Origin of the sequence: Kriegella aquimaris, from assembly GCF_900103215.1 — a bacterium.
In the GTDB taxonomy this organism is placed as follows: domain Bacteria; phylum Bacteroidota; class Bacteroidia; order Flavobacteriales; family Flavobacteriaceae; genus Kriegella; species Kriegella aquimaris.
In genome coordinates, this window is record NZ_FNGV01000005.1 from 190,111 (window position 1) to 216,768 (window position 26,658).

The window sequence follows — 26,658 nt, forward strand, 5'->3', positions numbered from 1 at the left end:
CATAAAAAAATGCTTATGAAAGGATTAAATCGTGATACTGGATTTAAAACATCCATAATGTTCTATGAAATCAAACGAAAATATCGATATTTAGCCTTCTATAAATTTTAAAATCCTATGAGAACATTTTTGCATGCCTTTATTTTATGCGTCGCGCTTACTTTTTTGGTAGGATGTGGCACCACTAAAATTAATCAAGACGTATCCTTTAAGCAAGAACCCGGGGTCGCGCTCGACAGTCGCTACAAAATACCGCCGGCTCAACTTTTGGTTTTTACGAAAACCAATGGTTTTAGGCATAAATCAATAGAAAAAGGGGTCGCTACGCTTCGTAAATTGGGACTTGAAAACAATTTCGGGGTTGTTCACACGGAAGACTCACTACAGTTTAACACCGAAACCTTAAAAAGATACCAATTGGTAGTCTTTTTAAGCACGACTATGGACGTTTTGGGGGATGAGCAAGAAGCGGCTTTTAAAAGCTATATAAATAACGGAGGAAATTATATGGGTATACATGCCGCCGCAGATACTGAGTACGATTGGCCTTGGTACGGAGAATTGGCAGGCGCCTATTTTTTAAGTCACCCCAAACAACAGGAGGCTAAAATAGAGGTTGTTGATCGAACCCATGCTTCGACCAAGCATTTAAATGATACTTGGTTGCATTTTGATGAATGGTATAATTATAAGAATATCAATCCGAATTTAAATGTATTGATGAAATTGGATGAAAGCAGTTATGAAGGCGGAAAAAATGGAGACAATCACCCGATTGCCTGGTACCATGAGTTTGATGGTGGACGCGCTTTTTATACAGGTCTTGGTCATACCGATGAATCTTATGATGAACCCGACTTCAGACAGCACTTGTTAGGTGGAATTGAATATTGTTTAGGACGTAAATAAACGAATTCAAGCTTTTGTTCTAGTAGTAAGAAAAAATGGTAAAACCGACTTAAGAGTCGGTTTTACCATTTTTTAATTTGATCTACATGGTAAGCGGCGTCTGTAAAATACAACGAAATACGTCAAACACCTATATACAAAAGATAGAAACAGAGAACTATTGGTTTTACAAACCAAGTAGTCTGTCTGTTCTATTCTTTAATTTCGAATGCTTTAAAAGGCTAAATAGGCCTAGCCACCATGATGCCCGTATTCTTCTTTATGTGCTTCAAGTAGTCGGCAAGGGGTAATTTAGAGACTTCGACTTTCATGGAGCCCGTTGATGCATGTAGCAAATGAATGCGGCTGTCTTTCTCTCGGATCGCGATACCCGTATGAGTGACATCTAAACCATTGATGGAAGTCGCCAGGGCGATAATATCCCCGCTTTGAATTAAATGTTCACTGGCCTCGATTGCTGCTTGTGGGAGAACGCAAATAGATTTGTTGTTCAAATAATTTTCGGAAGCCTGAATTTTTTTGAAGTTGACATCATCCTTTAAAAAGGGATAAAGTTCGCGATGTGAACTCATAAAATTGATGGGCTTGGTAATCTCCACTCCCCCGATTTCCCCGGTGATATCCTGTAGTAATCCTTTTTGCTCGTTATTGGCAATCCATTCAGAAAAGTAGTGAAGTCGCGAGGCATAACCATCTAGTTTTCCATTATTATACCGAATGGTTTCTAATTTTTTCGTAAAGTCTTCAAAGTCGGACTGCCCTTTTCGAAGCATCAATGCAAGAGCGAGTACATTCTCGACATAGGTGGTACAGTCCAGTCCCTGCAAGTTGATTACCAGTGATTCCGTTTCTCCTATTTCCAAGGTCTTTGCCACATAAGGGATGCCTATGAAGGTTTTTCCAATAGCAACAAGCGTTTTGCCGAAGTCGTTTCCGTCGAAACCCTTGATTTCAATAATCTTGTTTTCCACCGCTTGTCTATCGGCCGGGGAGCAGGTGATATCTTGGGAAATAATCATATTACTGAAAAATAAAAATAGGCCAACTAAGACAGCAATCTTCATAATCGTTTTATTTAATTCAAAAGTACTGATTTAATAACCATGATACCCATACACTCCATACCCATTGGGCCTATAAACCTCTGCCCGTTGCCTGTCTTTTAGCATAAAGGCTTCCGTGGCGTAATCCATGACTTCGTCGTCGCTATCGGTATCTTCGATATGCAAACCATCATTTTGATAATAAGGTTCAGTGGTCAGTGCTTTTCCATTTTCAAAGACCAACAAATGCAAGTTGAAATTGGTGCTATATTCAGATCGGTCGCGTGTTTTGAAATAATAGCCTGTAAATTTCTTGCCATTATACTGTAGTGGTCGTTGATTGAGAAAAACTGGGGTATCTTGTTCTTCGTTGTCCAATTCTGACCCCGTAAGTACCGAGGCTGCCAGGTAACACTGACTTCGATACTTTGAAGGGAAGAGATTCAACTTGCCAATGGACTTTAGTCTATTGAAAAGAAGTGCCCTACTGTCATTATTTGCTGCCAGTTTATCTAGCATTCCTTTGGGTAGCGGCTTTTCGTCTTCAGCTAATAAAACAGTGTATACCGTTTGTATGCGATGATCGTCTACGAATTGTAATCTATCGAAAAACTGGTTTACTTCCTTTTCCTGAATAAAAGGATAAAGCAAAATGGCGTAATCTTCCAATACCGATTTTTTAGGGCTGTGGTTTCGCTCAATATTCGGATTGCTCGATAGCCCTGATAGCCGTTTGAGCTGAATTTTGGCATCACTTAAAATTTGCTTGCGATACTTTTTGTAGCTTTTTGGTTTAACCAATCCGTTAGCCTTTAATTTGGCCAATAACGAAAAAATGGGTGGTTTATATTCTTCAATCGTACTGAAATCCAATAGTTGCGGATATAACTTACGAGCTTTAGGTAGGCTGTCAAAGTAGGGTTTGAAAATTTTCCGGATTTCAAATGTATTTGACACCAAAGGCAAATCTTTGGTCATCAGCTCCAATAATAATTTGGTCGACGCTCCGTCCGATTTTTTAGCAATAGCCTGTAAAATTTTAGTTTGGGCACGAGAATTATCATAAGATTTTTCATAAAAGTTCTTGAAAAAGTCTACCGTTCGCGGGGCTTTTAACGCGCCTAATTTTTGGATAAGATAGGCTTGAATATACTTTTTGTCATCAGGGTATTCAAATTCAGAAATGTAATACTCCAACGAATCGATATGATTGTTATCGAACTTAATTAGCGGATAACCATCTACCAGAATACTATCATTGGCACTTAGCGCAGCGAAAAACTCTTGGGTTTTATCACCTATAATGCTCCTGCCAATAAGTGTGTCAAGGGGGTGGAAGTGGTCAAAAAACTCTGAAATAAACCGACTGGGCCGGGTGAGGGTATCAATTTGGGCTTTGACTTCATAGAGAAGGCCGCCCTGTACAACGTTTTTGATTACAATGCCCCTTGTACTTGCCGTATCGGTCAATATTAACTGCATTTCATAGCAATTTTCTGAAATTATTGTGTCCTTGGCTTCGTGAATTCTAAAGTTTTTGCGGGTATACAATTTTTTACGCAGGGCCCAGACAGAATCGATATTTGGGAACATTAAAAAATCGTGTGATTTGTTGAGTTCTACGGTTATGGCCTCATTGTTTTTGTTTTGGTAGATTGTTTTCTTGCTGAACGCATTATACCCCTTAGGTTTCCCTTTGCCGGAAAAATAGTTGTTGCTATTCTCAACGAACTTGGGAGGTTCAACGGGACTTATTGTTTTGAAAAACAGAGATGTATCGATTATCGATTTAAATTTCTCCAGATAAACAGGCTCTTTTATTTGAAAGGAATCGAAATATGTCTGTGCTTCTTTATCATTGGAGGTCAAAACCCCTAAAAGATAGTAGTCACCTCTTTTAAGCGTGGTCTTTAAATGTAAACTTTTGTTTTTGATAACATCGACAAAAGCTGAGGAAATTAAGGTAGCACCATCGAAGGGCTTATAAATGGGTTTGAGTTTGAGGTTTTGATAAAACCTTTTTTGAATTTGCTTAAGCTCGAAAGTATCGGCTTCAATAAAATTGAAATCATTGAGTGTCGCTTTGCGAAGAAAGAAATAGCTGTCAGTAATCGAATCGTAACCCTGTATTGTTCGATTGCCACTACGGAACCTATTGGTGAAGGTGTGGTATGCCGGCATACGCACTTTAAAATCTTGGAATCCTGAGGAGATGGAAGCATGCGCTTTACTGGATTTTTTAAAATGTATGCTATTAAATATTGTATCGGAATGTTGGGTCACATAATCACCGTCGCCACCCATTTTAAAAATAAGAATTTCGAGAGGCGTCAGATATATATGATAGCGTTGATAGTCACCATTTTTTAACTGGTTTTTAATGTCAAGCCCAGAGAATCCTTCGTTTTCTATTCGTTTTTTTTCAATAATCTTTCCAGGAATATTTTCGAATAGTAATTTGTCAAGATCGTCGAGGGTATAAACGTTGTCTTGTTTTAAATAGGAAAAGGTTGGAATACGATTTATCATGACATAGCTTCCGTTTGCCAAGTCTGGTGAAATATAGGTAGTATTTACGTATTCTGACACGGGATATAATTTGTGAGGAAGATCAATGCTAAAAAGCCCATCATCGGGCTCCTGCGGAGTATAGGTGTTATCCCGAAAAGAATTTTCGAATTTCTCTTTAAGTCTTTGCCCTTTTGTACCGGCCTTTGAGGTCAACGGTTTTACCGCATACCCCATATTTCTTAATAGGGCTATTACGCCTTCTTTTCCGGGTAAATGAGCAGCACCAATACCTGTAAAGACCTTGGCCGTTCGCATGACCGAATCAAGCTGTTGCGCCATATTCTCGTTACGCACAAAGAGCATGTTTTTCATGTAATGACCAGTATACATGGCTTTGTCGATTGAATCTAACAAATCGATGTTGCGATTGCGATAGGCATCTTGTAATATTGTTGAGGGGTCTTGTAGCCGCATCTTTTTCTGTAGCCATTCATCGGGTTTTGGTTTCAGAGCATTTAAACTCGCTCGACCGACTAATGCTGCCGACTCGGCAAGATTTTCCAAGGCTACCACCTTTTTCCCAAGCTTTTTTCCCGCTTGATATATGAACATATCGAGATAGGTGTCTTCCTCAAAGTTTTGGGAATAGGCATCGGTGCGGTACAAAATACTATTCACCCGCCGATCCTCGAAGGCCAAATAAGCTCCAATTTCTTTTTTGCTAGGGTTCCGTATCGCAAACGGGTAGGTGTAAAAACCTTTGGGAACAAAACCATTTCCCTGGCCGTAACCTCTCAGGCCGACACCATGGCCTTCTTCGAGCCAAGTGCCTGGGTCAGACTCTAGCGCGATAACCTCGCTTTTGTCCAAAGCATCGTAAAATACATCGTCCAATCGAAAAGCAATTCTCTTGCTGACATGCATAGTACCATACAGGTAAGAGGTCTCTTTTAGTCCGTTACCAGAAATTTCCCATAACAAACTGTTATTTTCCTGGGCAAGGCCAAAAAACGGACTCAAAAATAATAGTAAGATATAAGCCGAGCGCATATTGAGAAAAGCCATTAAATGTGTTGAACTCCAGTGTTTTTGGGGATGCTCATTTTTTGCATGCCCATTAAAGGAAAATATTGGTGTAGAGTCAAAGGTATAACGAACATTAAAGATTTCTATTTTTCGCTTCGTCCATATTTTTCACGTACAAGCGGGTATGCGCCAAACTTTCGGGATAATTCTTCTGCATAAATGAAATTAATTTTTCGCGTACAAGTACGCGTAAATCCCACGCATCTGAAGAATTTCCAGCGCTCATCAGAGCTCTAACCTCTACAAAACCAGCTTTTGAATCGGTTACCTGAATATTGTTCACTTCGCCATCCCAAAGCTTTGAACCTTTCAAAATATTGGTTAATTCAGCTCGAAGCGCATCGAAGGGCACGAGGTAATCGGTGTATAAAAAAACCGTTCCTAAAATATCTGATGAAGTCTTGGTCCAGTTTTGAAAGGGTTTTTCGATAAAATAAGTTGTTGGTACTACCAACCTCCGCTTATCCCAAATTTTAACGACAACATAAGTTAAGGTGATTTCCTCGATACGGCCCCACTCCCCCTCTACAATAACCACGTCATCGAGTTTGATAGGCTGGGCTATGGCAATTTGTATTCCAGCTAGAATGGTTCCGATCATTTTTTGTGCCGAGAATCCAATAATGATTCCCGCTACACCGGCGGAAGCAAATATGCTTACCCCAATTTCGCGAATACCCTCAAAACTCATTAGAGCAATACCCAACGCAAGAATTACGATTATAAATATGGCTATACGCTCTAAAATATTGAACTGTGTGGTAATTTTCCTTGCCTTTAAATTATCAGCGGCATGAACGTCGTACTTTTCAATAACTCGGTGTTTGACGATTTTGAGTATGTTTAAAATAAGCCATGTGAAAGAAAAAATGAATAAAAGTGTACTGGTTTTTTTGAACCAATAACCATGCTCATCCAGGCCAAAAAGCATTCGGAGGGATTGCATTCGAATCAAAAAAGAAAGAAAGATAAAAAGCAGCGGCCGACTTATTTTTTTTACCGCCTTGGCGGGAATCAAATATTTTGGATTCTTGCCATACGAGCTCAATATTTTGATGACAATAAAGTAAATGATCAAGATGAGAAGAAACGCCCCGCTTAGGTATATCAAAGAAGGGTTGTTCACATTATTAAAAAGAGAATCTAGCATTTGAAGGCTTTGTTTTGACTTTGTGATACAACTTATAAAAATAGGGGGTTTAAGCTGTTAAATCGGTGTGAAAAATTGTTTTTTTCTATACTGCGATTAGAAAGTTATGGATAGTATTGAGATAAACCACGCTCACAAACACTATTTTTGTGGCTTGAAAAATGAAATGGTATGAAAGGAGTTTTACTAGTTAATTTGGGCTCGCCCGACAATCCTACACCTAAAGATGTCAAGCCTTACTTAGATGAGTTTTTAATGGACGAGCGAGTTATCGACACTCCTAAATGGCTAAGGAATATCATTGTTCGTGGTATCATTTTACAAACGCGACCGAAGAAATCGGCGGCCGCATATCAAAAAATATGGTGGGAAGAAGGCTCTCCATTAATTGTGATTTCGGAACGTTTTGCGGCGAAGGTCCGTGGGGAGACGAAAATGCCGGTAGCTTTGGGTATGCGTTATGGAAGCATGTCGATTAAAAATGCTTTGGTAGAACTTGAGGCGAAAGGTGTTGATGAGGTGCTTTTGGTTCCATTATACCCACACTATGCGATGTCATCTTATGAAACTGTTGTCGTCAAGACAATGGAAGAGCAGCAAGCACATTTTCCGAAAATGCGTTTGACCACCCTGCCCGCATTTTATAAGAATGAAGGTTATATCGAAGTATTGTCAAAAAGCATAGCCGAGGGGTTAAAAAATTTCGATTACGACCACATTTTGTTTTCTTATCACGGTATTCCAGAACGACACATTCGAAAATCTGATCCTACTCGTTTTCATTGCAAAATCGATGGTCAGTGTTGTAGCACCAATTCTGTTGCGCATAATACCTGTTATCGCCATCAATGTTTTGATACTACCGAGCGTGTAAAAGCATATTTAGGGTTGCCAGATGAAAAGGTGAGCAATTCGTTTCAATCGCGGTTGCCCAACGACCCATGGTTAAAACCGTATACCGATTTTGAATTCGAGCGGTTTCCTAAGGAAGGGAAAAAAAAATTAGCGGTCATAACTCCCGCCTTTGTATCAGATTGCCTTGAAACTTTGGAGGAAATTGCAATGGAAGGCAAGCACCAGTTTCAGGATGCAGGGGGAGAAGATTACAAGCATATACCTTGTTTAAATGACGACGATGCTTGGGTAAATGTTATGGCTAAATGGGTCAACAACTGGGAAACCACAGGAGAACTACCTTCTTAGTATTAAGTAGCAATGAATAATAAATGGCAAAAGTATCTACAGAGGAATTAGGTTCAGAGCCCATAGGTAAATTGCTGGTAAGGCAGTCGGTACCGGCAGCAATAGGAATTTTAGTAATGTCGCTCAATGTTTTGGTCGACTCTATTTTTGTAGGCAATTGGATCGGGTCTATTGCTATTGCCGCTATCAATGTGGTTTTGCCGGTTTCTTTTTTTATTGGCGCATTGGGTATGGCTATTGGTATCGGTGGGTCGAGTATAATTTCTCGGGCATTGGGTGCCGGCAATAAGGATAAGGCGTTAAAAACGTTTGGCAACCAGATTACTTTAACGCTTTTGGCGACCATTTCAATGGTCGCATTGGGTTTGTTTTATGTGGATACCCTGATTCCTGCCTTTGGAGGTAAAGGAGCCATTTTCGACCCGGCGAAGATTTATTATACCATAGTGCTTTATGGTGTTCCTTTTTTGGCCATTTGTATGATGGGCAATACAGTTATAAGAGCTGAGGGGAAACCAAAGTTTGCCATGATAGCCATGATCATACCTTCGGTGGGTAATCTAGTTATGGATTACCTATTCATCTACATTTTTGATTGGGGTATGACTGGTGCAGCATGGGCGACCACCGTGGGTTATGTATTGTGCTTTGGCTATATTCTATATTTCTTTCTCTCCAGGGATTCAGAACTAAAAATAAATTTCTCTCATTTCGGACTTAACAAAGGCATCTTAAAGGAAATCAGTTCGCTAGGTTTTGTAACACTATCGAGGCAGGCTGTTACCAGTGTGGTCTATTTGTTAATGAATAATATTCTTTTTGGTTTAGGGGGTGAGGCCATGGTAGCGGTTTATGCCATTATCGGCCGTATGTTGATGTTTGCTCTATTCCCAGTTTTTGGGGTCACTCAAGGTTTTTTGCCTATTGCAGGGTTCAATTATGGAGCTAAAAAGTACAATAGAGTACGTGAATCGATAAATACAGCTATTAAGTATGCCGCTCTTATGGCAACCATAGTGTTTATTGGTTTAATGATTTTTCCGGCGGAAATAGCTGCGTTGTTTTTAAGCGATAAGCCGGGACTGTCAGCAGTCGAACTTGCGACGAATAGATATGTTTTAGAACATACACCTTCAGCTATGCGATGGGTTTTTGCGGCAACCCCGATAGTTGCATTGCAATTAATAGGGGCAGCTTATTTTCAGGCCATAGGTAAGGCGGTTCCTGCGCTTCTTTTAACTTTAACACGTCAGGGCTTCTTTTTTATACCACTCATTTTAATTCTTCCAATTTATTTTAAAGAACTCGGGGTGTGGATTTCCTTTCCCATCGCTGACGTTCTTGCCACTTTGGTTACGGGATATTTTTTACGTAAGGAGATAAAGGCCACCCTTTTGAATACTACTTCTTAAGCATAAAATTATCGTATACGATTATAGTAGTGTCATTTTAGGGCTGTCCTTACATTAATGTAATTCTTTATAAGCACTTGTTTTGCTATGATTTTGGCTTATATAAAGCTGGACTTCACGGCGGTTACAGTTATTTTAAGACGGTACTTTCGTAATTTTCTCGAACCAAATTTTCTCCATATTTCCGTTCCAATCGCCTAACAGTAAAATGTGCTTGAGCCATATTTTGAAAATGATTAATAAAAGCTAGATTGATGGCAGCGCCACCTGCTGCACCTATAAGAGGTATAGCCTGAGCAACAAATTTTTCTGATACCTGCACACTAAAACGCGATGCTATAACGCTTATTAAACGTAAAAGCGGATTACTACTTCCTTTCAACATTCCTTCCACTAATTTGGAAGAGGCTCCTTTCACTGCAGTATTCAAGGCAATTCGGGTTGCATAGTATCCTGTTTCAAGACCATCATCATGTTTTGATTTACCTCCTAGGGCAAAAACCTGTAGACATGCCAATTGTGTATCAAATTCCGTAAGATTTTCACCTTCGCTACGTGCAATATCCATAATCGACCGCATCATAAACTTTGTAGCTACCGTTAGGTCTACTGCAAAAGCAGCAGCTCCCAAAGCGCCTCCGACCGCTCCGGATGAGGTAACCAATGCTTTATAGGCCTTATTCCATGGCGCTGAATTACTTGTACGCTTCTGTCGCATAGTTATCAAATTCGACTTTACCACCGTATGAAGCACTTTGTGCGTAACCTGTTGTAACCATTGCTGCTGCTTTTGGGGTAACATATCAATGCGATTTTCGATTAGTGTACCGACTTTGTTCAGACCTTGCATGGCCAATCCGATGCGTTCCATTTTCAGTTTCGCTTGCTGTAAGGCCAGCAGGTCTTCAGAACTCAAGGTATTTTGTGAGGTGGTAGATATCATTGGACTTGGAGTTATATAGTTTAGTATAAAGATAGTCTCCAATAATTATACCGTATTCGGAAGTATGAACCAATACACTTAAAGAGATTTTAAATGGGTGTACATTTTCTCTCGACCTTTTGCATCTGGTAAAGACCCTAGTCCTGCGCCCATGTTGTCAATGGCATGATGCGGTTTTGAAGTGCCAGGAATCACGCAATTGACCGCCTCATGGGAAACAATGAATTTTAAAAAATACTGTGCCCAACTATTAATTTCATAGGCCTTACACCAATCGGGAAGGTTTTTCCCCTTTACTAGACCAAAAAGTCGACCACTTTCGTAGGGTTGATTGATGATGGTGGCCGTTTTATTTCGTTGACAAGTTTCAAAAAGTGACTTCTCTGCATTTCGCGAACGAATCGAATAATTAAACTGTACAAAGTCTGGTTTTTCCTGAAGAATGATTTTTTCCAAAGTTTCATGGGCGGAATCCAAGTAATGGGTGAGGCCCCAGTATCTAATCTTACCTTCTTCTTTCCATTTTTTTAGTGTTTTTACGTGGGTCTGCCAGTCGACGAGGTTGTGTATTTGCATCAAATCCATTGTAGTTCGTTGCATTTTTTTGAAGGAAGCGTTCATTTGGTCTATTCCTGCCGCCCTTCCCGATGTCCACACTTTGGTGGCATAGAAAAATGAACTTTCAAATTCTGGATCATGGGTCAGGTTGCCTACCACAGCCTCTGAACTGCCATACATTGGAGAAGAATCGATGACTTTGCCCCCAAACTTTTTCATTTCATCCAGCACTTGTCTTAAAATCACCAAGTCTTTGGCGGAATCGCCGACATCAAAGGTTTGCCATGTGCCTACCCCTATAATCGGGAGCTGTTCGCCTGAGCTTGGAATACTACGTGTACTCATTTTTTGTGTTTTGGAAAAACTGACAAGAGTTGGTGAAGCCGCTAAACCTAAACTACCTAGTCCGTACATTTTCAATATTTCCCTTCTTGATAGTGTCATGATGCCGCCTTTACTAAATTTTCCTTTAAATTAAGATTTTAATGCAATACAAGGTGTTAAAATTGGAAAGTGCGGCATCTTTTCCAAGAAGCTGGCATCTAGGTTATACTCGCTTCACATTTGTTTGTCCATGGCATATGTTTGATTTGTCAAGCGATTTCCGATTCCATCTTTTTTGTTACATTTAAAGGCATAGAATTAAGGAAGAACTAAAACCTAAAACTGAAATAATGTTGACTCGAAAAATGCGCCTGCTATTTGTATCCTTTTTTTTGACAATTTCCGTATTTGTCAATGCCCAAACTAAAAACAGGCCGAATGTAATTCTCATTATTGCAGATGACCAAGGATATGGTGATTTGGGAGTTACTGGCAATCCACATATAAAGACTCCGGTTCTTGATAAACTTGCAGCTGAAAGTATTCGATTCAATAATTTCAATGTCTCCCCGGTGTGTGCACCTACTCGATCTAGTTTGATGACCGGTCGATATTCGTTGCGCACTGGTATGCGCGACACGTACAATGGCGGGGCGACCATGGCGGGTAGTGAAGCGACCATAGCCGAAGTATTGAAACAGGCGGACTATACCACGGGCATTTTTGGAAAATGGCATTTGGGTGATAATTACCCGAGCAGGCCACAAGACCAAGGGTTCGATGAGTCAGTGATTCATCTTTCGGGAGGTATGGGCCAAGTGGGTGATTTTACGACTTATTTTAAAGGTGATCGTAGCTATTTTGACCCTGTTCTTTGGCATAACGGACAACAAGAAGCCTATACAGGCTATTGCAGTGATATTTTTACGGATGAGGCCATTGATTTTATATCGTCCCATAGCGAAAAACCCTTTTTCTGCTACCTGTCTTTTAATGCGCCCCATACACCGCTTCAGGTGCCCGAAAAATATTATGAGATGTATAAGGGCATTGATCCAACTTCTGGCTTTGATGATGGTCGGCCTTTTCCGGAAATGAGTGAGAAAGATAAAGAAGATGCACGAAAAGTATACGCCATGGTGACCAATATTGATGATAATTTGAAGCGTCTATTTCGGAAGCTAAAAGACTTGAAAATCGAAAAGAATACGATAATCATCTTTATGACGGATAATGGTCCGCAGCAGGCACGGTACGTGGCGGGTATGCGGGGGAAGAAGGGAAGCGTCTACCGTGGTGGTACACGAGTCCCCTTTTATTTTAAATATCCTGAACGGTATAAAAAAGATATGGATATAGAAACCATGGCGGCCCATATCGATGTTTTGCCCACATTGGCAGAAATCTGTAAAGTACAAGTGCCGCATGATCGCAAAATTGATGGAAAAAGTTTGGTTCCACTATTAAATGGGTCCGCAGTAGATTGGGCAGAAAGACCATTTTTTTCGTATTGGACACGGAGGTATCCGGAAAAATATAATAATATGTCACTACAAAAAGGAGATTACAAACTTGTAGGCCACACTGATTATGATGCTTCTTTTGAAGACTTTGAATTGTTTGATCTTAAATACGACCCTTTTGAACAGCACAATATAGTCTCAAAGCAAGGCGAGATAGCTAAAAGTTTAAAAGTGGAACTCGATGAGCAGTATAATGAGCTCATACAATCTGAAAATCTGGTCAATCCGCAACACATACTTATAGGTACTCCCCATGAAAACCCTATTTTTCTAAATAGAAACGATGCTGATGGTGAGCGCGGTATTTGGGCCCAAGAGGAAATTTTTGGGAAATGGGCGGTCAATATTACCAAGGGTCGTTATAATATCAAATTCAAATTTGTCAAGCCTTTGAAGGAAGTGGGTCAAATGGTACTCGAAACGGGCCCCGTAATCAATCAATTCAAAAATGAGGAAACAGGTATTGATGTACTGCAGATGAATGATGTGTATTTACCCAGTATAAAAGGAGACTTAATACCTATTTACAATACGAAATCAAAAAAAATACTTCCATTTTGGGTAGAACTAGAAAAATTTTAAGAAGTTTCTAACTCTTAATTGATTTTGCCAAGGTTGAAATCTGTGAAAAACCACGAATTCAAGCGTCGAAAACCTCAAAAAATTTCGGGTGAACACCGCTATTAGATAGGGGGCATTTACCCCTTTTTATATGGCTTTTATCCCTTTTATCTACTGTGATTATTATTTAACTAATTGTTTTTCAGGTATTTATGCGTAATCGTTGTTTCCACCTCTTACCATGGTGCCTTCTTTCAGGTGTTTAATAGGCTACTTTTAATCTAAGAAATCACTAAAAAATGGTAAAATGGAAACTTCACTCAGCGAAAAAGTAATTTGTAGAATAAACTACTGTCTTATTATGGCCGTTGCGGTAATTGGCATCATACTAATTTGCATAAGTATTAGTAATGCAGTGTAAAAGAGATGAATTTGAAATAATAGACACAATTTCTTGTCTAGAATATTTCTTCCTATCTTTAAAGTAAAGGTGTTGCCCAGATAATTATGTATAACAACTTTTACAGTTTTCTTCCCCCGTTTGAACATATTTCTAAACTTCTAACACATATATTATGAATGAAAAGAGAAACCGCCCATGGGTGTTTTGGGTATCAATTGCCCTCAATGTTATACTACTACTTTACATGCTTTTTTGGGGTAAGAGTTCATCAATTGCCACGGATCCTGAAAAAGCTATTAATGACCAATTAATCAGCATTTCTCAATCCGATTCATTGAGTAGCGAGTATGTGAAAACCCGGTATAGTCTTATTAACGAGAGCTTGGGATACGATGATGACCGTAATTTTTGGTTTTCAATGAACACCTTGGAAAATTACATTGCCTATGTTAAAAAAGAATCAGAGAAAAATGGATATACAAATTTAGGTCTTCGCATTTACAATGCGGCCTATCCCAAACGGGCTGATAAAACATGGCCAAAACCTGGATATGCTACGGTTGTAATAGTTCCGACATTTGAGGAAGAACATCCTGAACGTTCAGGCTTTGTGCCTATGCCACCTCCACCGCCAACAGACGCAGCGAATATTAAGAGATTGAATTATGCACACGGGGGAAACTAGAAATCGGTGACATCTGTAAAGGCTAATTTTATAAATTACCGCCGATACAGATGTCTGTTTATATTGGTGTAACCATCATTAAATCGATGAACATCAATTAAATAGCACAATTTTATTGCGTGTTAATTTATTTAAGTGCCACGATAACCGAAGTGCTATTTTGAAAAAGGGACAACATTTCTAATGCGTAGTTCATATGTCAATAAACCATTTGTTTTTAATTACATTTCTAGAGTTGGTAACGGCTATGATTGCCACAGTCCTATTTAAGAAATATGTAGCTTCTAAAGAGAAGTATTTTCTATATTTTCTATGGTTTACACTAATATTTGAAATTATTGGTGCGATAATGCGCTATGTATTTGAATGGAAAACTATCGGGTACTATAACTTTTATATTTTGATTAGTTTTCTATTCTATTATTATTGGTATTATACCATAATACAAAACAAATCCATTAAGAACATAATCTTAATTTTTAGTGTGCTCTTCTTGGGGGTAGCACTTTATAATCTCTTTTTTCAAAGTTGGTTTGAGTATCACCAATATACCTTTGTTGTAGGGGCATTGCTTACATTGATTTGTACCATTTTCCACTTTTGGCAACTGCTGCATAGTGACGAGATTCTAGAGGTAAAGTATAAATTAAGTTTTTGGATCTCTACAGGCTTATTATTATTCAACATAGGCATGGTGCCTTTTATGTTACTTTCACACCATCTAAATTTAAAAGGTGACAGTTATTATTTAATTCTTATCACATTAAATGTTATTTTGTATGGTTGTTATATAATCGGTTTTCTATGGACGAAGGAGAAGTACAATCGTTTCTAATTATCTTTTCGGTAATAGCCATTTGTTTGGCACTGACGGTAATTGTGCTCTTTATCGTTTTTCTACAGCGTAAAAACAAGCTTTTGCTACAACAAGCTAAAACAAAGGAAGCTTTTGAGAAAGAACTATCAGAGACACAGATTGAGATTCGGGAAGAAACCTTGCGCAATATTAGTTGGGAGTTGCACGACAATATTGGCCAGTTGATGACCTTGGCAAAGATTCAGGTGCAAATGGAGGAACATCGTTCAGACAGTATCAAGGAGGCCTCCGATACGATTGGCATGGCCCTTCAAGAATTACGTGTGCTGTCAAAGTTGATCAATCCAGAAGCATTAAAAAGCTTGACTTTGGAAGAAGCTGTGCAACTCGAGATCGAGCGCTTTAATCGATTACAGGTCTTAGAAGCCCTTTTAAAAGTTGAAGGTGAACCCAGAACTTTGAACCCCAAAGAAGAAATTATAATTTTCAGAATATTACAAGAGTTCTTTTCGAATACGATTAAACACTCCAAAGCCTCGATTTTGATTGTAGAGATCCAATATCACGGAGCTTACCTTTCAATAAGGGCGGCCGATAACGGAATCGGATTTGAACAAATCGACGAAAAAGTTTCAGGTATCGGCATGAAGAACATGAAAAATAGGGCGAAACTGGTGAATGCAGACTTGAAAATTACAGCTGAAAAAAATAAAGGCACCCAACTCACATTGGTTTATAATTTTGTAGATTAAGATAACTATTGATATTATAAGATAACTATGACCTATTCCGTCGTAATAGTCGATGATCATATTTTATTATCGCAGGCAATAAGTGGCCTTGTTCAGAGCTTTAGCCGGTTCAATGCATTATATATATGTAAAAACGGCAAAGAATTATTGGATAAATTCGAGAGCCCTAAGAATATACCTGATATCGTTCTGATGGACATTAACATGCCCATTCTCAACGGTATCGAAACTACTGAAATTTTAAAGAGCAAATATCCTGATGTAAAAGTTTTGGCGCTTTCCATTGAAGAAAACGAAGAGACCATATTAAATATGCTCAGGGCCGGGGCCAGGGGTTATTTAATGAAAGATACAAAAAGAGAAATTCTTGAAGAGGCACTTTTACAGATAGCTGATAAAGGCTATTATCACACCAATACCGTCACGAAAATACTGGTCGGTACTTTAGATAAAAAGTTGACTGAAGTTCAATTGAAAGACCGTGAAGTGGAGTTTTTACGATTGGCCTGTACTGAAAAAACCTATAAGGAAATTGCCGATGAAATGTGTTTGAGCCCTAAGACCATCGAGGGATATCGCGATGCACTTCATGAAAAACTTCATATAAAAAATAGAATAGGACTGGTTCTTTATGCTATCCGCAATAAGATTTTCACACCCTAGACACACTTATATATTTGTCGTAATGCAAGGCTTCGACAACAATTTTATTTTTACTTTTGGGGCTCCAAAACAAGGCCCGAATTAAAAAATGTAGCCTCGCTATTGGAAAACTTTCTGTAGGAAATAGGGAATGGGAGAATACTATCAATATATCAAGGCGCTACATCTTATTTTTGTGATTACCTGGTTTGCGGGACTTTTCTATATTCCACGGCTGTTTATTTACCATATTGAGGCCTCTGCAAAACCCGCTCCCGAAAAAGAGATATTGTCAAAGCAATTGCAGTTAATGGCAAGGCGTCTCTGGAACATCATTACATGGCCTTCTGCCATATTGGCTATTTTCTTCGCGATTTGGTTATTGGTATTAATGCCCGAATGGCTACAACAATCTTGGATGCACGTTAAATTGGCCTTTGTCCTCCTTTTGATTTTATATCATTTGAAAACACATCAAATCTTTAAACAATTACAGCGTAATGAAATAAAGTATACCTCCCGCTTCATGCGCATTTGGAATGAAGGGGCGACTGTGATATTGTTTGCTGTGATTTTTCTGGTCATTCTAAAAAGTGCCTTTAGTTGGCTTTTCGGTGTAGTTGGTATTGCGGTTTTAGGATTATTGTTGATGCTGGGTATCCGTCTGTATAAACGAGTTCGAGACAAGAATAATGAAGCATAATACCTAAGAAAATTTGAAGTACGATATGGTGATGCAGTTTTCTGCCATTGTTTGTACTGAAAGCATTGTTTTATTACTACACCACAATACCTTGTTGCTTAAATTCACGTTACTGTTTTGATACAATGTTACTGCTGAACGTAGAGGCAAATTGTGCATGAAATAATGGTGTGATATTTGCTACCTTTGAATCTAAAAGCCAGACTCTTGCTCCGAAAGCTATCGCTCCGTTACCGTATATTCTTTGCCATGATTTTGTTGGTGGTCATTGCTTGGATATTAATTTCAGCTATAACGGTTTATCAATATCGTGAGCAGTTGCAAGATTATCACGAAAATCGCTTGGAACGAAAAGAGCAACAAATCAAGCAAAGCTTGAACTATACCCTGCATGAGACTACCTATCCGGTTACGACTGAAAACCTCGGTCTGATATTTAGCGAAGAGATTTATGTTATCGCAGATGTTCATAATAAGAACTTCAATATCTATGATCTTGAAGGACAACTAATCAAGAGTTCCCGACCTAAATTTGATAATGAATCGGTTCCTGCATGTCTTGATGCAAAAGTGATGAACTCATTAGAGGCAAGTGTAACTAAACGATACGTAGAAGAGAACTCGGCTGCGGGAGATAACTACTTGGCTTCTTATACTTATATCAACGACGGAAGATTTAAACCAATCGGTATTTTAAATATGCCTTATTATGAAGACAATTCCTTTTATGATATGGAATTGCGGGAGCTGTTAATGCGTTTGGGAGGTGCTTTCTTGTTTATGTTATTCATTGCCATAGGCTTGGCATATTTTATTTCGAAATATATTACGCGTTCTTTGGAGACCGTTTCTGATATGCTGGAGAAGACCAATCTGACCAAACAAAACCAGAAGATATTTATTGAAGAACCCAGTGAAGAAATCGAGAAATTGGTGACTTCCTACAATGCCATGATTGATGAATTGGAACAAAGTGCCGTGAAATTGGCCCGTAGCGAGAGGGAACAGGCATGGCGCGAGATGGCCAAACAAGTGGCGCATGAAATCAAGAATCCTTTGACCCCGATGCGGTTGAGTGTGCAAAGTTTTGAGCGTAAGTTCGATCCGAAAGATCCGGATATAGAGAAAAAGGTAGGTGAATATTCCAAGACCTTGATACAACAGATTGATACCATGAGTAGCATTGCTTCCGCCTTTTCCAACTTTGCGCAAATGCCGGCTCAGCAGAATGAAACTCTTAATGTTGTCGAAATAGTAAAATTGGCTCTTGACATCTTTAATGAGAACTATATTCATTTTATAGCGGATGAGGATGAAATTGTGGCTAAAATGGACCGTACCCAATTGATTCGGGTGGTGACCAATCTGGTCAAGAATGCGATACAAGCTGTACCAGAGGTGGAGGCCCCTAGTATTTTGGTTTCCGTAACCTCCGAAGAAAACTATCTTAAATTATGTGTGGCTGATAATGGCGTAGGCATTGCCGATGACTTTAGTGGCAAAATTTTTGAACCTAAATTTACCACTAAATCAAGTGGAATGGGCCTAGGGCTTGGCATGGTTAAAAATATTGTTGAAACCTATAAAGGAAGCATCGAGTTTACCTCTAAACCGGGCAAGGGCACTGTGTTCACCGTTAAACTCCCAAAAGCAAAACCACTCCAAATAGTATAATTTTAAAAATTACCTGATTATGTCATATAACACGCTGATCGTCTCAAAAAAGGCTGCCATTGCTAAGGTAACTATTGACCGACCAAAAAAATTGAATGCGCTTAATAAGGAAATGATTCAAGAACTACATGAAGCTTTCAAAGTCCTTGAAAAGGATAGCGAAATAAAGGTCATTATTTTAACGGGTAGTGGTGAAAAGGCTTTTGTTGCAGGAGCTGATATTTCAGAGTTTGCCGATTTTTCGGTGAAGGAAGGGGGCAAATTGGCGGCCCAAGGTCAAAAGCTACTTTTTGATTTTGTAGAGAACTTATCGACACCCGTGATAGCAGCGGTTAATGGGTTTGCTTTGGGTGGTGGTCTCGAACTGGCCATGGCCTGTCATTTTAGGGTAGCGAGTGACAATGCCAAAATGGGATTACCTGAAGTTTCCTTAGGTGTAATTCCGGGTTATGGAGGAACACAGCGCCTTCCCCAATTAATAGGTAAGGGCAGGGCAATGGAACTCATTATGACCGCAAGTATGATTTCTTCCGACATGGCCTTGAATTATGGTTTGGTGAATCATGTAGTAACTCAAGAAGAGCTGATTCCTTTTTGTGAAAAGCTGGCGGGTAAGATATCGAATAATTCTCCTGTTGCCATTTCCAATGCAATAAAAGCCGTAAATGCGGGTTTTATGAATAACAAAAACGGATTTGCTACTGAGATTGAGGCTTTTGGAGCCAGTTTTGGAACCGATGATTTTATAGAGGGCACTTCAGCCTTTTTAGAGAAAAGAAAGGCCGAATTTCCAGGGAAATAGCAAATCATCAAATACCTACTTATGAGCCTAAGAAAAAGTCTTCCAATGCTTTTTTTTGTATTGTGTTTAGGGGCTTCCAACGCACAGAATATAGCTGTTGATTATACTTTTGGAGAAAAATATAAGGATAGGTATAAATTTTCCAATCTTTTATCCATTTCCAATGACGATAATGGGGGCTCGGTACTGGTTCGAGCTTATTATACGGGTGTAATACTTAAACCCAAAGGCTATTTCATTGAACATTACGATAAAGATTTAGCGCTTATTTCTGAGTACAACTATAAACTAAAGAATTCCAATTTTGTGGAAGGCTACGTTAGAAACGGTCAAGTATATCTTTTATTTTTAGACTATAACTATGATAGTCGATCATATGAGTATGTCGTACATCGGAGTCCGATTACTGAGATGAACTTTACGGAGGAAACCTTGCTTTCCATTCCTTCCAAAGAAGTGAAAAATCCTTTGGATAAAAACTATTATAACCGAAATTTCACATCAGGTTTTACTACTTCTGTACTTTTTGATGAAGAGAAAACGGCTTTTGTAATTAGTACACATTTTAAAAAAGGAAAGAATAACAATCATTTTATTTATATGTTCGACACGAGCTTGAGAAAGTTAGTGGAACATGACTTTTCAGCAGAGGTGGAAGAAAAAAATTATGCTTTCGAGAGTGTAGCAGTTTCTAAAAACTTAAAAACGGCTTACATCGTTGGTAAAGCCTATTTTAAGAAAAAGAGATTTAATGCCCAAGAACGTAAATTTCAGTATGAACTTATTAAAATTTCACAGAAAGGGGGCCAAATACAAACATTTGATGATACCGGTAAATTTTCGGAGGGCCTAAAGCCTATTATTCATGAAAATGACATGTATTGTGTTGGTTTTTATGCAGATAGAAAAGACAACCGCTATAATGGACTTTCATATTTTAAGTTAGACCCAAATAGCTTGGCTATACGCTCGAAAAAATATAATCCTTTTTCCGAACAGTTCATGATGGACAAGTTCGGGCGCGAAGAAGATAAAGAAATTAAAAATCTTGTATTTAAAAACGCAAGTGTCACTACTGAAGGCGACCTTTTGTTTAATGCGGAGGAGTATTTTGTTACCTCAAGTGTTCAAGCAAACTCAAGCGGTGGTAGGGTAAAGGTACAACGGTACCATCATAACGACATCGTAAGTGCTAAATTGAACGCCAATGGCGATGTCATTTGGATCCGGAATATCAACAAAGCAGAGGTCACACAAGGTGATGGGGCTTATGCATCCTATAGTTCGTGTACCAAAGATGGCAGTACCTATTTCTTCATAAGCACCTCCGCCGAAAACCCACAAATATTACCGGGTGAAAGACTACTTTTCAAGCAAGGTCTTAGTCGAAATCGCAATGTTTTTACTATTCAGTTGGATCCACAAGGGCATATCAGTTATGAAAAACTAATTGATGATAAAGAGGCTAGGCTCCCTTTAATGGTCTCCAAACCTTTGATAGCACCCACTAATGATTTACTATTTTACGCCAAACGTGGTAGTAAAAAGCAACTAGTCAAAGTGGTCTTGTAACGCATCAATTCCTACTTTAAAATAATTTTCGCCCAATATCGTCATATCGGCATAGAGAAGAAGTATTGCTGTTATTTAACAGTAGAGATATGGATAAATTCCATAAATTTGGAATAAATCCATAAATTGAGCACAGAAAATTATCTAAAGGGTCGCGGAGCACAACAGAATACAACCAATAAATTTTCGGAATTTAGCTATGAAACCCGAGATGATTTCTTGGAGTTTTGCCGAATTGAGGGTGAAGATTCCGATAATAACAAAACCCAGTATATTCCGATTTTTCCGAAGACCATTGTGAACAAAGTCACGAGCCCTGATGTAGGAATGATGTATTCTATGAACCCTTATCAAGGTTGTGAGCACGGTTGCATCTATTGCTACGCACGAAACGCCCATGAATTTTGGGGCTACAGTGCCGGACTAGATTTTGAACGGAAGATATTATTGAAAAAAGATGCTCCCGAACTCCTTGAAAAAAAATTAAGAAGTAAGAATTGGAAGGCTACCACTATCGTACTCTCGGGAAACACCGATTGTTACCAGCCCGCGGAAAAGAAATTTAAAATAACTCGAGAATGTTTGAAAGTGTTTCTAAAATATCGACATCCAGTTGGTATAATCACTAAAAACGCTTTAATTTTACGCGACCTCGATATTCTTAAGGAGCTTGCCAAGGATAATCTGATAGCCGTAAACGTATCAGTTACTTCACTCTCAGAAGAAACGCGACGCATCTTGGAACCCCGAACGACCACGATTACAAAACGTCTTGAGACTATTCGGGTACTCTCCGATAATAATGTTCCCGTCAATGCCATGCTAGCTCCCATTATTCCCGGCATAAATAGCCATGAGATTATAAATTTGGCGAAGGCGGTTTCCGAAAACGGAGCAAGTTCCTTCGCATTCACGGTTGTAAGGTTGAATGGGGCCATAGGCCAGATTTTTACAGATTGGATTAAAAAAACGCTTCCCGATAGGGCTGAAAAGGTTTTGCACCAAATACAGGAATGCCATGGGGGAACCTTGAACGACAGTCGATTCGGAATTAGAAGTAGGGGTGAAGGGAAAATAGCTACCCAAATACATGATTTGGTACGCATTGCTCGTCACACTTATTTTAAAGATAAATCGCTCCCGAAGTTGAATATGGAGCTTTTTGAACAATATAGAAATGGTCAAATGAAATTATTTTAAAAATTAGCAATGAAAATTGTCCAATAACATCCTCCATAATCGTCTTTAGGATATAAAAACAATTAAAAATTTTAAAATCATGAGCAATTTTCTATTTTTATTTAGAGGAGGAGACGCAACTTGGACCGAACAAACACCAGAAGAAATGCAAGCACATATGCAAAAATGGGGCGCTTGGATGGGTGGTCTAAAAGAGAAAGGACAACTGGTTGACGGTCTGCCCTTGGCCAAGAGCGGCAATGTAGTGCATAAATCAGGAGAGGTGATTACCGATGGCCCTTTTGCAGAGGGTGCTGAGGTTGTTGGCGGATACCTCATTGTATCGGCCAATGACCAAAAAGGTGCAGTTGAAATTTCAAAGGGCTGCCCTATTTTTGAACACGATGGAAATGTTGAGGTTAGAGAGATTATGTCAATGAACATGTAGTTCAAAAGAAATTCTTTGTTGAGAGCCCGGTAATTGTGTCGGGCTTTTTATTTTTATATTATGAAGGAAGCAAAAAATAAATATCTCGTCGAACATGCCTTTCGGCATGGGTATGGTAGGATAGTTTCTTTCTTGGTGCACAAATTTGGCCCGGCACATTTAGAAAAAATTGAAGATGCTGTGCAAGATTCTTTGGTTAAGGCAATGCAGGTTTGGGCTTATGAAACACCTCCAAAAAATACCACTTCGTGGTTGTTACGTGTCGCCAATAACAACCTGATAGATACGCTTCGAAGAGATAAGAAAATGTTTCATGGCGATGTCAATTCTATTTTTAATGTAGATCGGTCTGAGCAAGAAGAGGTGAATTTGAACGATACTATCAATGATAGTCAGTTGAAAATGATTTTTGCCTGTTGTCACCCTTCCTTATCGCAAGAATATCAGATAGTACTCAGTTTAAAATTGATTGGTGGTTTTGGTAATAAAGAGATTGCCAAGGCTCTTTTGAAAAAGGAAGAATCTATTGCGAAATCATTTACAAGAGCTAAAAATCGATTGAAACATCATGTGAAGACACTGGATGTTCCATTGGAAATGGGGTTGAGTTCAAGGTTGGCGATTGTATTGAAAATTATCTATTTACTTTTTTCTGAAGGATATTCCACAAGTTTTGGCGAGAAGCTTATAAAAAAGGATATCTGCCTCGAAGCAATTCGTTTGGCAGTGCTACTATCGAAAAATAAATACGCTAGTCAACCGGAAGTACATGCATTGTTAGCCCTTATGTGTTTTCATGCGGCCAGGTTCGAGGCTAGGGTGGATCAAAATGGTGATATGGTAGATTTAGAACATCAAGACAGGAGTTTATACAATTGGGAATTGATCAAAATCGGAATACACCATTTAGAAAATGCCGCGGTAGATACGAATCCTTCGAGTTACCATTTACAGGCAGCAATTTCGTATTACCACAGTACCGCCAAGAATTTTGATCAAACCGAATGGAAAAGTATTCTGCGATTGTATGAGCTTCAGCTGTCAAAACAGTACTCACCCATTGTACAATTGAACAGAATAGTGCCCTACCACAAAGTATACGGGGCGGAAAAAGCGCTACGGGAACTTCATGATTTCGAAAAGAGTCCTTATTTTTTAAACGATGTCCTTTTTTATGCGCTTAAGGCCGCAGTTTTATCCGAATTAAACCGTTATGAAGATGCTAAGTCAGCACTTAAAAAAGCCATTGCTTTAACAACCAATACTATGGAAAAGGTTCACCTATCCAAAAAACTGAAAGCACTAAATTCATAAACAGTGCATATTCTACTTCCTTTTCGATTTCTTTCTTCATTCCATAATTATCAAATAAGTGGGTTGAAGATGTTTACTTTTTGATTTTCGTGGAACCAATGGTCGTAAATGTAAATTATAAACTTATGACCATGAGAAAATCATTATTTTTAGTAGTAGCATTCTTTTTGATGCTTGGTATCGCTCAAGCACAAGATTTTAATTTTGGAGTAAAGGGAGGGATCAATATAGCTTCAATAGGCGGCAATTCTTACGTCGGACTTGGAGGTTTTGGCTCTAAAGTTGCCTTCCATTTGGGAGGTGTGGCCGAAGTTCCCATTTCCGAGAAATTCTCGATTCAGCCCGAACTGCTATATTCCTCACAAGGTAGCAAATGGAATTATAATTCGTCGGATGGTAATCTAAAATTGGACTATATCAATTTACCGATTCTAGGCAAATATCATATCATTAAAGGGTTGAGTGCCGAAGCCGGACCCATGGTAGGTTATTTGATTTCAACAAACGAGGAAGCGGAAGACAGTCGTTTTTCAAAATTGGATGTTGCTTTTGCAATTGGTGCTTCTTATCGCTTAAACGACAATATTTTCTTTGGCTTGCGCTATAACAAGGGAATATTGAATATCAACAACGACTCGAATATCGACGGGAGCAATCAAAACAATGTGTTTCAAATTTTTGATGGATATTCTTTTTAGACAGTGCTTATTCATATAAGACCTTTCAAAATAAGGTTTATAGAGGCCAATTTAAAGCTGATATTGAGTTTATAATGACTTCGATGAGACGCTTAAAGTTGGTCTCTATAGTTTTTTTTCAGGTGATATTAGACAATTCACCTTGATAGCTTCCTACTGGTAAAAGTCAAATTTTACCCTTTTATCCCCAACGGGTTCCATTCTTTATAAAACTGCTCTAGATAATCTAACATGAACTGATGGCGCGCTTCAGCTAATTTTTTGCCGGTTGCGGTATTCATTTTATCCTTTAAGAGTAGAAGCTTTTCGTAAAAATGATTGATGGTAGGAGCGTTTGAGTTTTTATAAGCTTCTTTTGTCTGGTTTAATTTTGGGGCAATACTTGGGTTGTAAAGTTGCCTGTTTTTAAAACCTCCATAATTAAATGCGCGAGCAATGCCGATAGCCCCCATGGCATCTAAACGATCAGCATCTTGAACTACCTGTAGTTCTAAGGAACTGAATTGAATACAATCTGGCCGTTCCAAACTATTCTTAAATGAGATGTTTTCTATAATTTTAACGACATGCTGTATCGTATTTTTCCCCACACCCAGGTTGCTTAAAAACACTAGGGCAAGCTTGGGGCCAACGGTGTCATCGCCGTCATGGAATTTAGCATCGGCGATATCGTGTAATAGGGCCGACAAACTAACAGTCAGCACATCTACTTTTTCTTCTTTGGCGATAAGCAAGGTATTGTTGAATACCCGCTGAATATGAAACCAATCATGCCCCCCTTCCGCACCTTGCAAGGTTTCTTTTACAAAGGCAATAGTTTGTTCGACAATTTCGGTATTGTTCATGTATTGTGAATTCCTGAAATTACTTTTTCCTCCACGTCGCTTATTAATTCATCAAAATCCCCATTGTTTTCGATGGGTTGGTGTACTTGAAAAGTGATGTGATTCCCGAGTCCATACGGAAATTTACCATATTTCATCATTTTCCATGAATTGTTAATACTAATCGGCACCAATAAGGCTGTGGGCGCATTTTTTAATAATAGTTTCAAGCCTGTGGGTTGAAATTTTTTAGGATGCCCATCACGACTTCGAGTACCTTCGGGAAAAATTACAGCGCTTCGGTTATGTTCGTTGATGTATTTCCCCAATTTGGCAATTTCCCGTAATGCTTGCTTACTGTCATTTCTATCGATAAGAGCAGAGCCCCCATGCCGAAGGTTATAGGAAACACTGGGAATCCCCCTCCCCAACTCTATTTTGCTCACAAATTTTGGATGGTTTTTTCGCATAAACCAACTGATGGGAGAAATGTCGTGCATGCTTTGATGGTTTGGTACAATAATCAAAGGTCGATCAGTGGGAATACTATATGGATTGGAGAAAGAATAGGTGGTACCCAAAATATGTGTGCAACGCATCAAGCACAAATTCATAAGACTAACACTTCTTTTGTGTGCTTCGTATCCAAAAAATCGATGGCAGCACCACTGAACGGGGTGAAAGACCAATAGTGTCAGTGCAAAGAAAAATATAAAAATGACCGACAAAGGATATGCGAGTAATTTTTGCATAGCACAAAAATACAAGAGCCTGTCTAAAAAGCCTAACCTATACGTAATTACAAATCCTAGGAGATAGAAATGAAGTAATCTGTATTCTGATTTTCAAAAACTTACAGATTTATTTCTTCTTTGTAAATATGTTTTAAAGTCTTTTAGACAGGCACTTTTAAAGATACATT

General features: G+C 38.8%; 22 protein-coding genes. 15 read left to right on the forward strand and 7 right to left on the reverse strand.

Going from position 1 to position 26,658, the window contains the following annotated elements:
- The first annotated feature begins 117 nt into the window (after window positions 1-117).
- Window positions 118-909: a ThuA domain-containing protein gene (locus tag BLS33_RS12490; RefSeq protein ID WP_089889394.1), complete on the forward strand. Its 792-nt coding sequence runs from the start codon at window positions 118-120 to the stop codon at window positions 907-909.
- Between the two features lie 221 nt (window positions 910-1,130).
- Here the strand turns inward: BLS33_RS12490 and BLS33_RS12495 are convergent, their stop codons facing one another.
- From BLS33_RS12495 to BLS33_RS12505, 3 genes are all read right to left on the reverse strand, one after another.
- A complete protein-coding gene (locus BLS33_RS12495) occupies window positions 1,131-1,973 on the reverse strand; it encodes an N-acetylmuramoyl-L-alanine amidase-like domain-containing protein (protein ID WP_089889397.1) in 843 nt (280 codons plus the stop codon).
- Window positions 1,974-2,003: 30 nt separating this feature from the next.
- On the reverse strand, window positions 2,004-5,528 hold the full coding sequence (locus BLS33_RS12500; RefSeq protein WP_245731428.1) for a TraB/GumN family protein: 3,525 nt from the start codon (window positions 5,526-5,528) through the stop codon (window positions 2,004-2,006).
- A gap of 94 nt (window positions 5,529-5,622) precedes the next feature.
- Window positions 5,623-6,699, reverse strand: coding sequence for a mechanosensitive ion channel family protein (locus tag BLS33_RS12505; RefSeq protein ID WP_089889400.1), 1,077 nt, complete (start codon window positions 6,697-6,699; stop codon window positions 5,623-5,625).
- Window positions 6,700-6,870: 171 nt separating this feature from the next.
- Between BLS33_RS12505 and hemH the strand changes: the two genes are divergently transcribed.
- The gene (gene hemH, locus BLS33_RS12510) at window positions 6,871-7,902 is read left to right on the forward strand and encodes a ferrochelatase (protein WP_089889403.1); all 1,032 of its coding nucleotides are present in this window, start codon (window positions 6,871-6,873) and stop codon (window positions 7,900-7,902) included.
- Between the two features lie 23 nt (window positions 7,903-7,925).
- Window positions 7,926-9,314, forward strand: a complete 1,389-nt coding sequence (locus tag BLS33_RS12515; RefSeq protein WP_089889406.1) for an MATE family efflux transporter — start codon at window positions 7,926-7,928, stop codon at window positions 9,312-9,314.
- Between the two features lie 130 nt (window positions 9,315-9,444).
- Here the strand turns inward: BLS33_RS12515 and BLS33_RS12520 are convergent, their stop codons facing one another.
- Window positions 9,445-10,257, reverse strand: coding sequence for an EcsC family protein (locus BLS33_RS12520; RefSeq protein ID WP_089889409.1), 813 nt, complete (start codon window positions 10,255-10,257; stop codon window positions 9,445-9,447).
- Between the two features lie 78 nt (window positions 10,258-10,335).
- On the reverse strand, window positions 10,336-11,259 hold the full coding sequence (locus BLS33_RS12525; protein WP_089889412.1) for an aldo/keto reductase: 924 nt from the start codon (window positions 11,257-11,259) through the stop codon (window positions 10,336-10,338).
- Window positions 11,260-11,489: 230 nt separating this feature from the next.
- Here BLS33_RS12525 and BLS33_RS12530 point away from each other — a divergent pair, with 230 nt between their 5' ends.
- The 12 genes from BLS33_RS12530 to BLS33_RS12595 all read left to right on the forward strand — a co-directional run bounded on the left by BLS33_RS12530 (window position 11,490) and on the right by BLS33_RS12595 (window position 24,912).
- Window positions 11,490-13,244 carry an arylsulfatase gene (locus tag BLS33_RS12530; protein ID WP_089889415.1) on the forward strand — a complete coding sequence of 585 codons (1,755 nt, stop codon included), beginning with the start codon at window positions 11,490-11,492 and terminating at the stop codon, window positions 13,242-13,244.
- Window positions 13,245-13,798: 554 nt separating this feature from the next.
- Window positions 13,799-14,311 (forward strand): hypothetical protein, encoded by a 513-nt coding sequence (locus BLS33_RS12540; protein ID WP_089889420.1) that lies wholly within the window; start codon window positions 13,799-13,801, stop codon window positions 14,309-14,311.
- A gap of 804 nt (window positions 14,312-15,115) precedes the next feature.
- Window positions 15,116-15,880, forward strand: a complete 765-nt coding sequence (locus BLS33_RS12550) for a sensor histidine kinase (RefSeq protein WP_089889426.1) — start codon at window positions 15,116-15,118, stop codon at window positions 15,878-15,880.
- A 27-nt stretch (window positions 15,881-15,907) separates the two neighbouring features.
- Window positions 15,908-16,543 carry a response regulator transcription factor gene (locus BLS33_RS12555; protein WP_089889429.1) on the forward strand — a complete coding sequence of 212 codons (636 nt, stop codon included), beginning with the start codon at window positions 15,908-15,910 and terminating at the stop codon, window positions 16,541-16,543.
- A gap of 130 nt (window positions 16,544-16,673) precedes the next feature.
- Entirely contained in the window at window positions 16,674-17,225 is a 552-nt protein-coding gene (locus BLS33_RS12560; RefSeq protein WP_089889432.1) for a CopD family protein, read from the forward strand.
- A gap of 249 nt (window positions 17,226-17,474) precedes the next feature.
- Window positions 17,475-18,899 carry a sensor histidine kinase gene (locus BLS33_RS12565; protein WP_089889435.1) on the forward strand — a complete coding sequence of 475 codons (1,425 nt, stop codon included), beginning with the start codon at window positions 17,475-17,477 and terminating at the stop codon, window positions 18,897-18,899.
- Between the two features lie 19 nt (window positions 18,900-18,918).
- Entirely contained in the window at window positions 18,919-19,701 is a 783-nt protein-coding gene (locus BLS33_RS12570; RefSeq protein WP_089889439.1) for an enoyl-CoA hydratase/isomerase family protein, read from the forward strand.
- A 21-nt stretch (window positions 19,702-19,722) separates the two neighbouring features.
- Window positions 19,723-21,273: a hypothetical protein gene (locus BLS33_RS12575; protein ID WP_245731430.1), complete on the forward strand. Its 1,551-nt coding sequence runs from the start codon at window positions 19,723-19,725 to the stop codon at window positions 21,271-21,273.
- A 126-nt stretch (window positions 21,274-21,399) separates the two neighbouring features.
- Window positions 21,400-22,473: a PA0069 family radical SAM protein gene (locus BLS33_RS12580; protein ID WP_089889443.1), complete on the forward strand. Its 1,074-nt coding sequence runs from the start codon at window positions 21,400-21,402 to the stop codon at window positions 22,471-22,473.
- A 79-nt stretch (window positions 22,474-22,552) separates the two neighbouring features.
- Entirely contained in the window at window positions 22,553-22,900 is a 348-nt protein-coding gene (locus BLS33_RS12585) for a YciI family protein (RefSeq protein ID WP_089889446.1), read from the forward strand.
- 60 nt (window positions 22,901-22,960) lie between these two features.
- Window positions 22,961-24,214: an RNA polymerase sigma factor gene (locus tag BLS33_RS12590; RefSeq protein WP_089889448.1), complete on the forward strand. Its 1,254-nt coding sequence runs from the start codon at window positions 22,961-22,963 to the stop codon at window positions 24,212-24,214.
- Between the two features lie 131 nt (window positions 24,215-24,345).
- On the forward strand, window positions 24,346-24,912 hold the full coding sequence (locus BLS33_RS12595; protein ID WP_089889775.1) for a porin family protein: 567 nt from the start codon (window positions 24,346-24,348) through the stop codon (window positions 24,910-24,912).
- Window positions 24,913-25,085: 173 nt separating this feature from the next.
- Here the strand turns inward: BLS33_RS12595 and BLS33_RS12600 are convergent, their stop codons facing one another.
- Together BLS33_RS12600 and BLS33_RS12605 are read right to left on the reverse strand one after the other, a co-directional pair.
- A complete protein-coding gene (locus BLS33_RS12600; protein WP_089889452.1) occupies window positions 25,086-25,757 on the reverse strand; it encodes an HD domain-containing protein in 672 nt (223 codons plus the stop codon).
- Window positions 25,754-26,488 (reverse strand): lysophospholipid acyltransferase family protein, encoded by a 735-nt coding sequence (locus BLS33_RS12605; protein WP_089889455.1) that lies wholly within the window; start codon window positions 26,486-26,488, stop codon window positions 25,754-25,756. The genes BLS33_RS12600 and BLS33_RS12605 overlap by 4 nt, the downstream gene beginning before the upstream one ends.
- Window positions 26,489-26,658 lie beyond the last annotated feature (170 nt).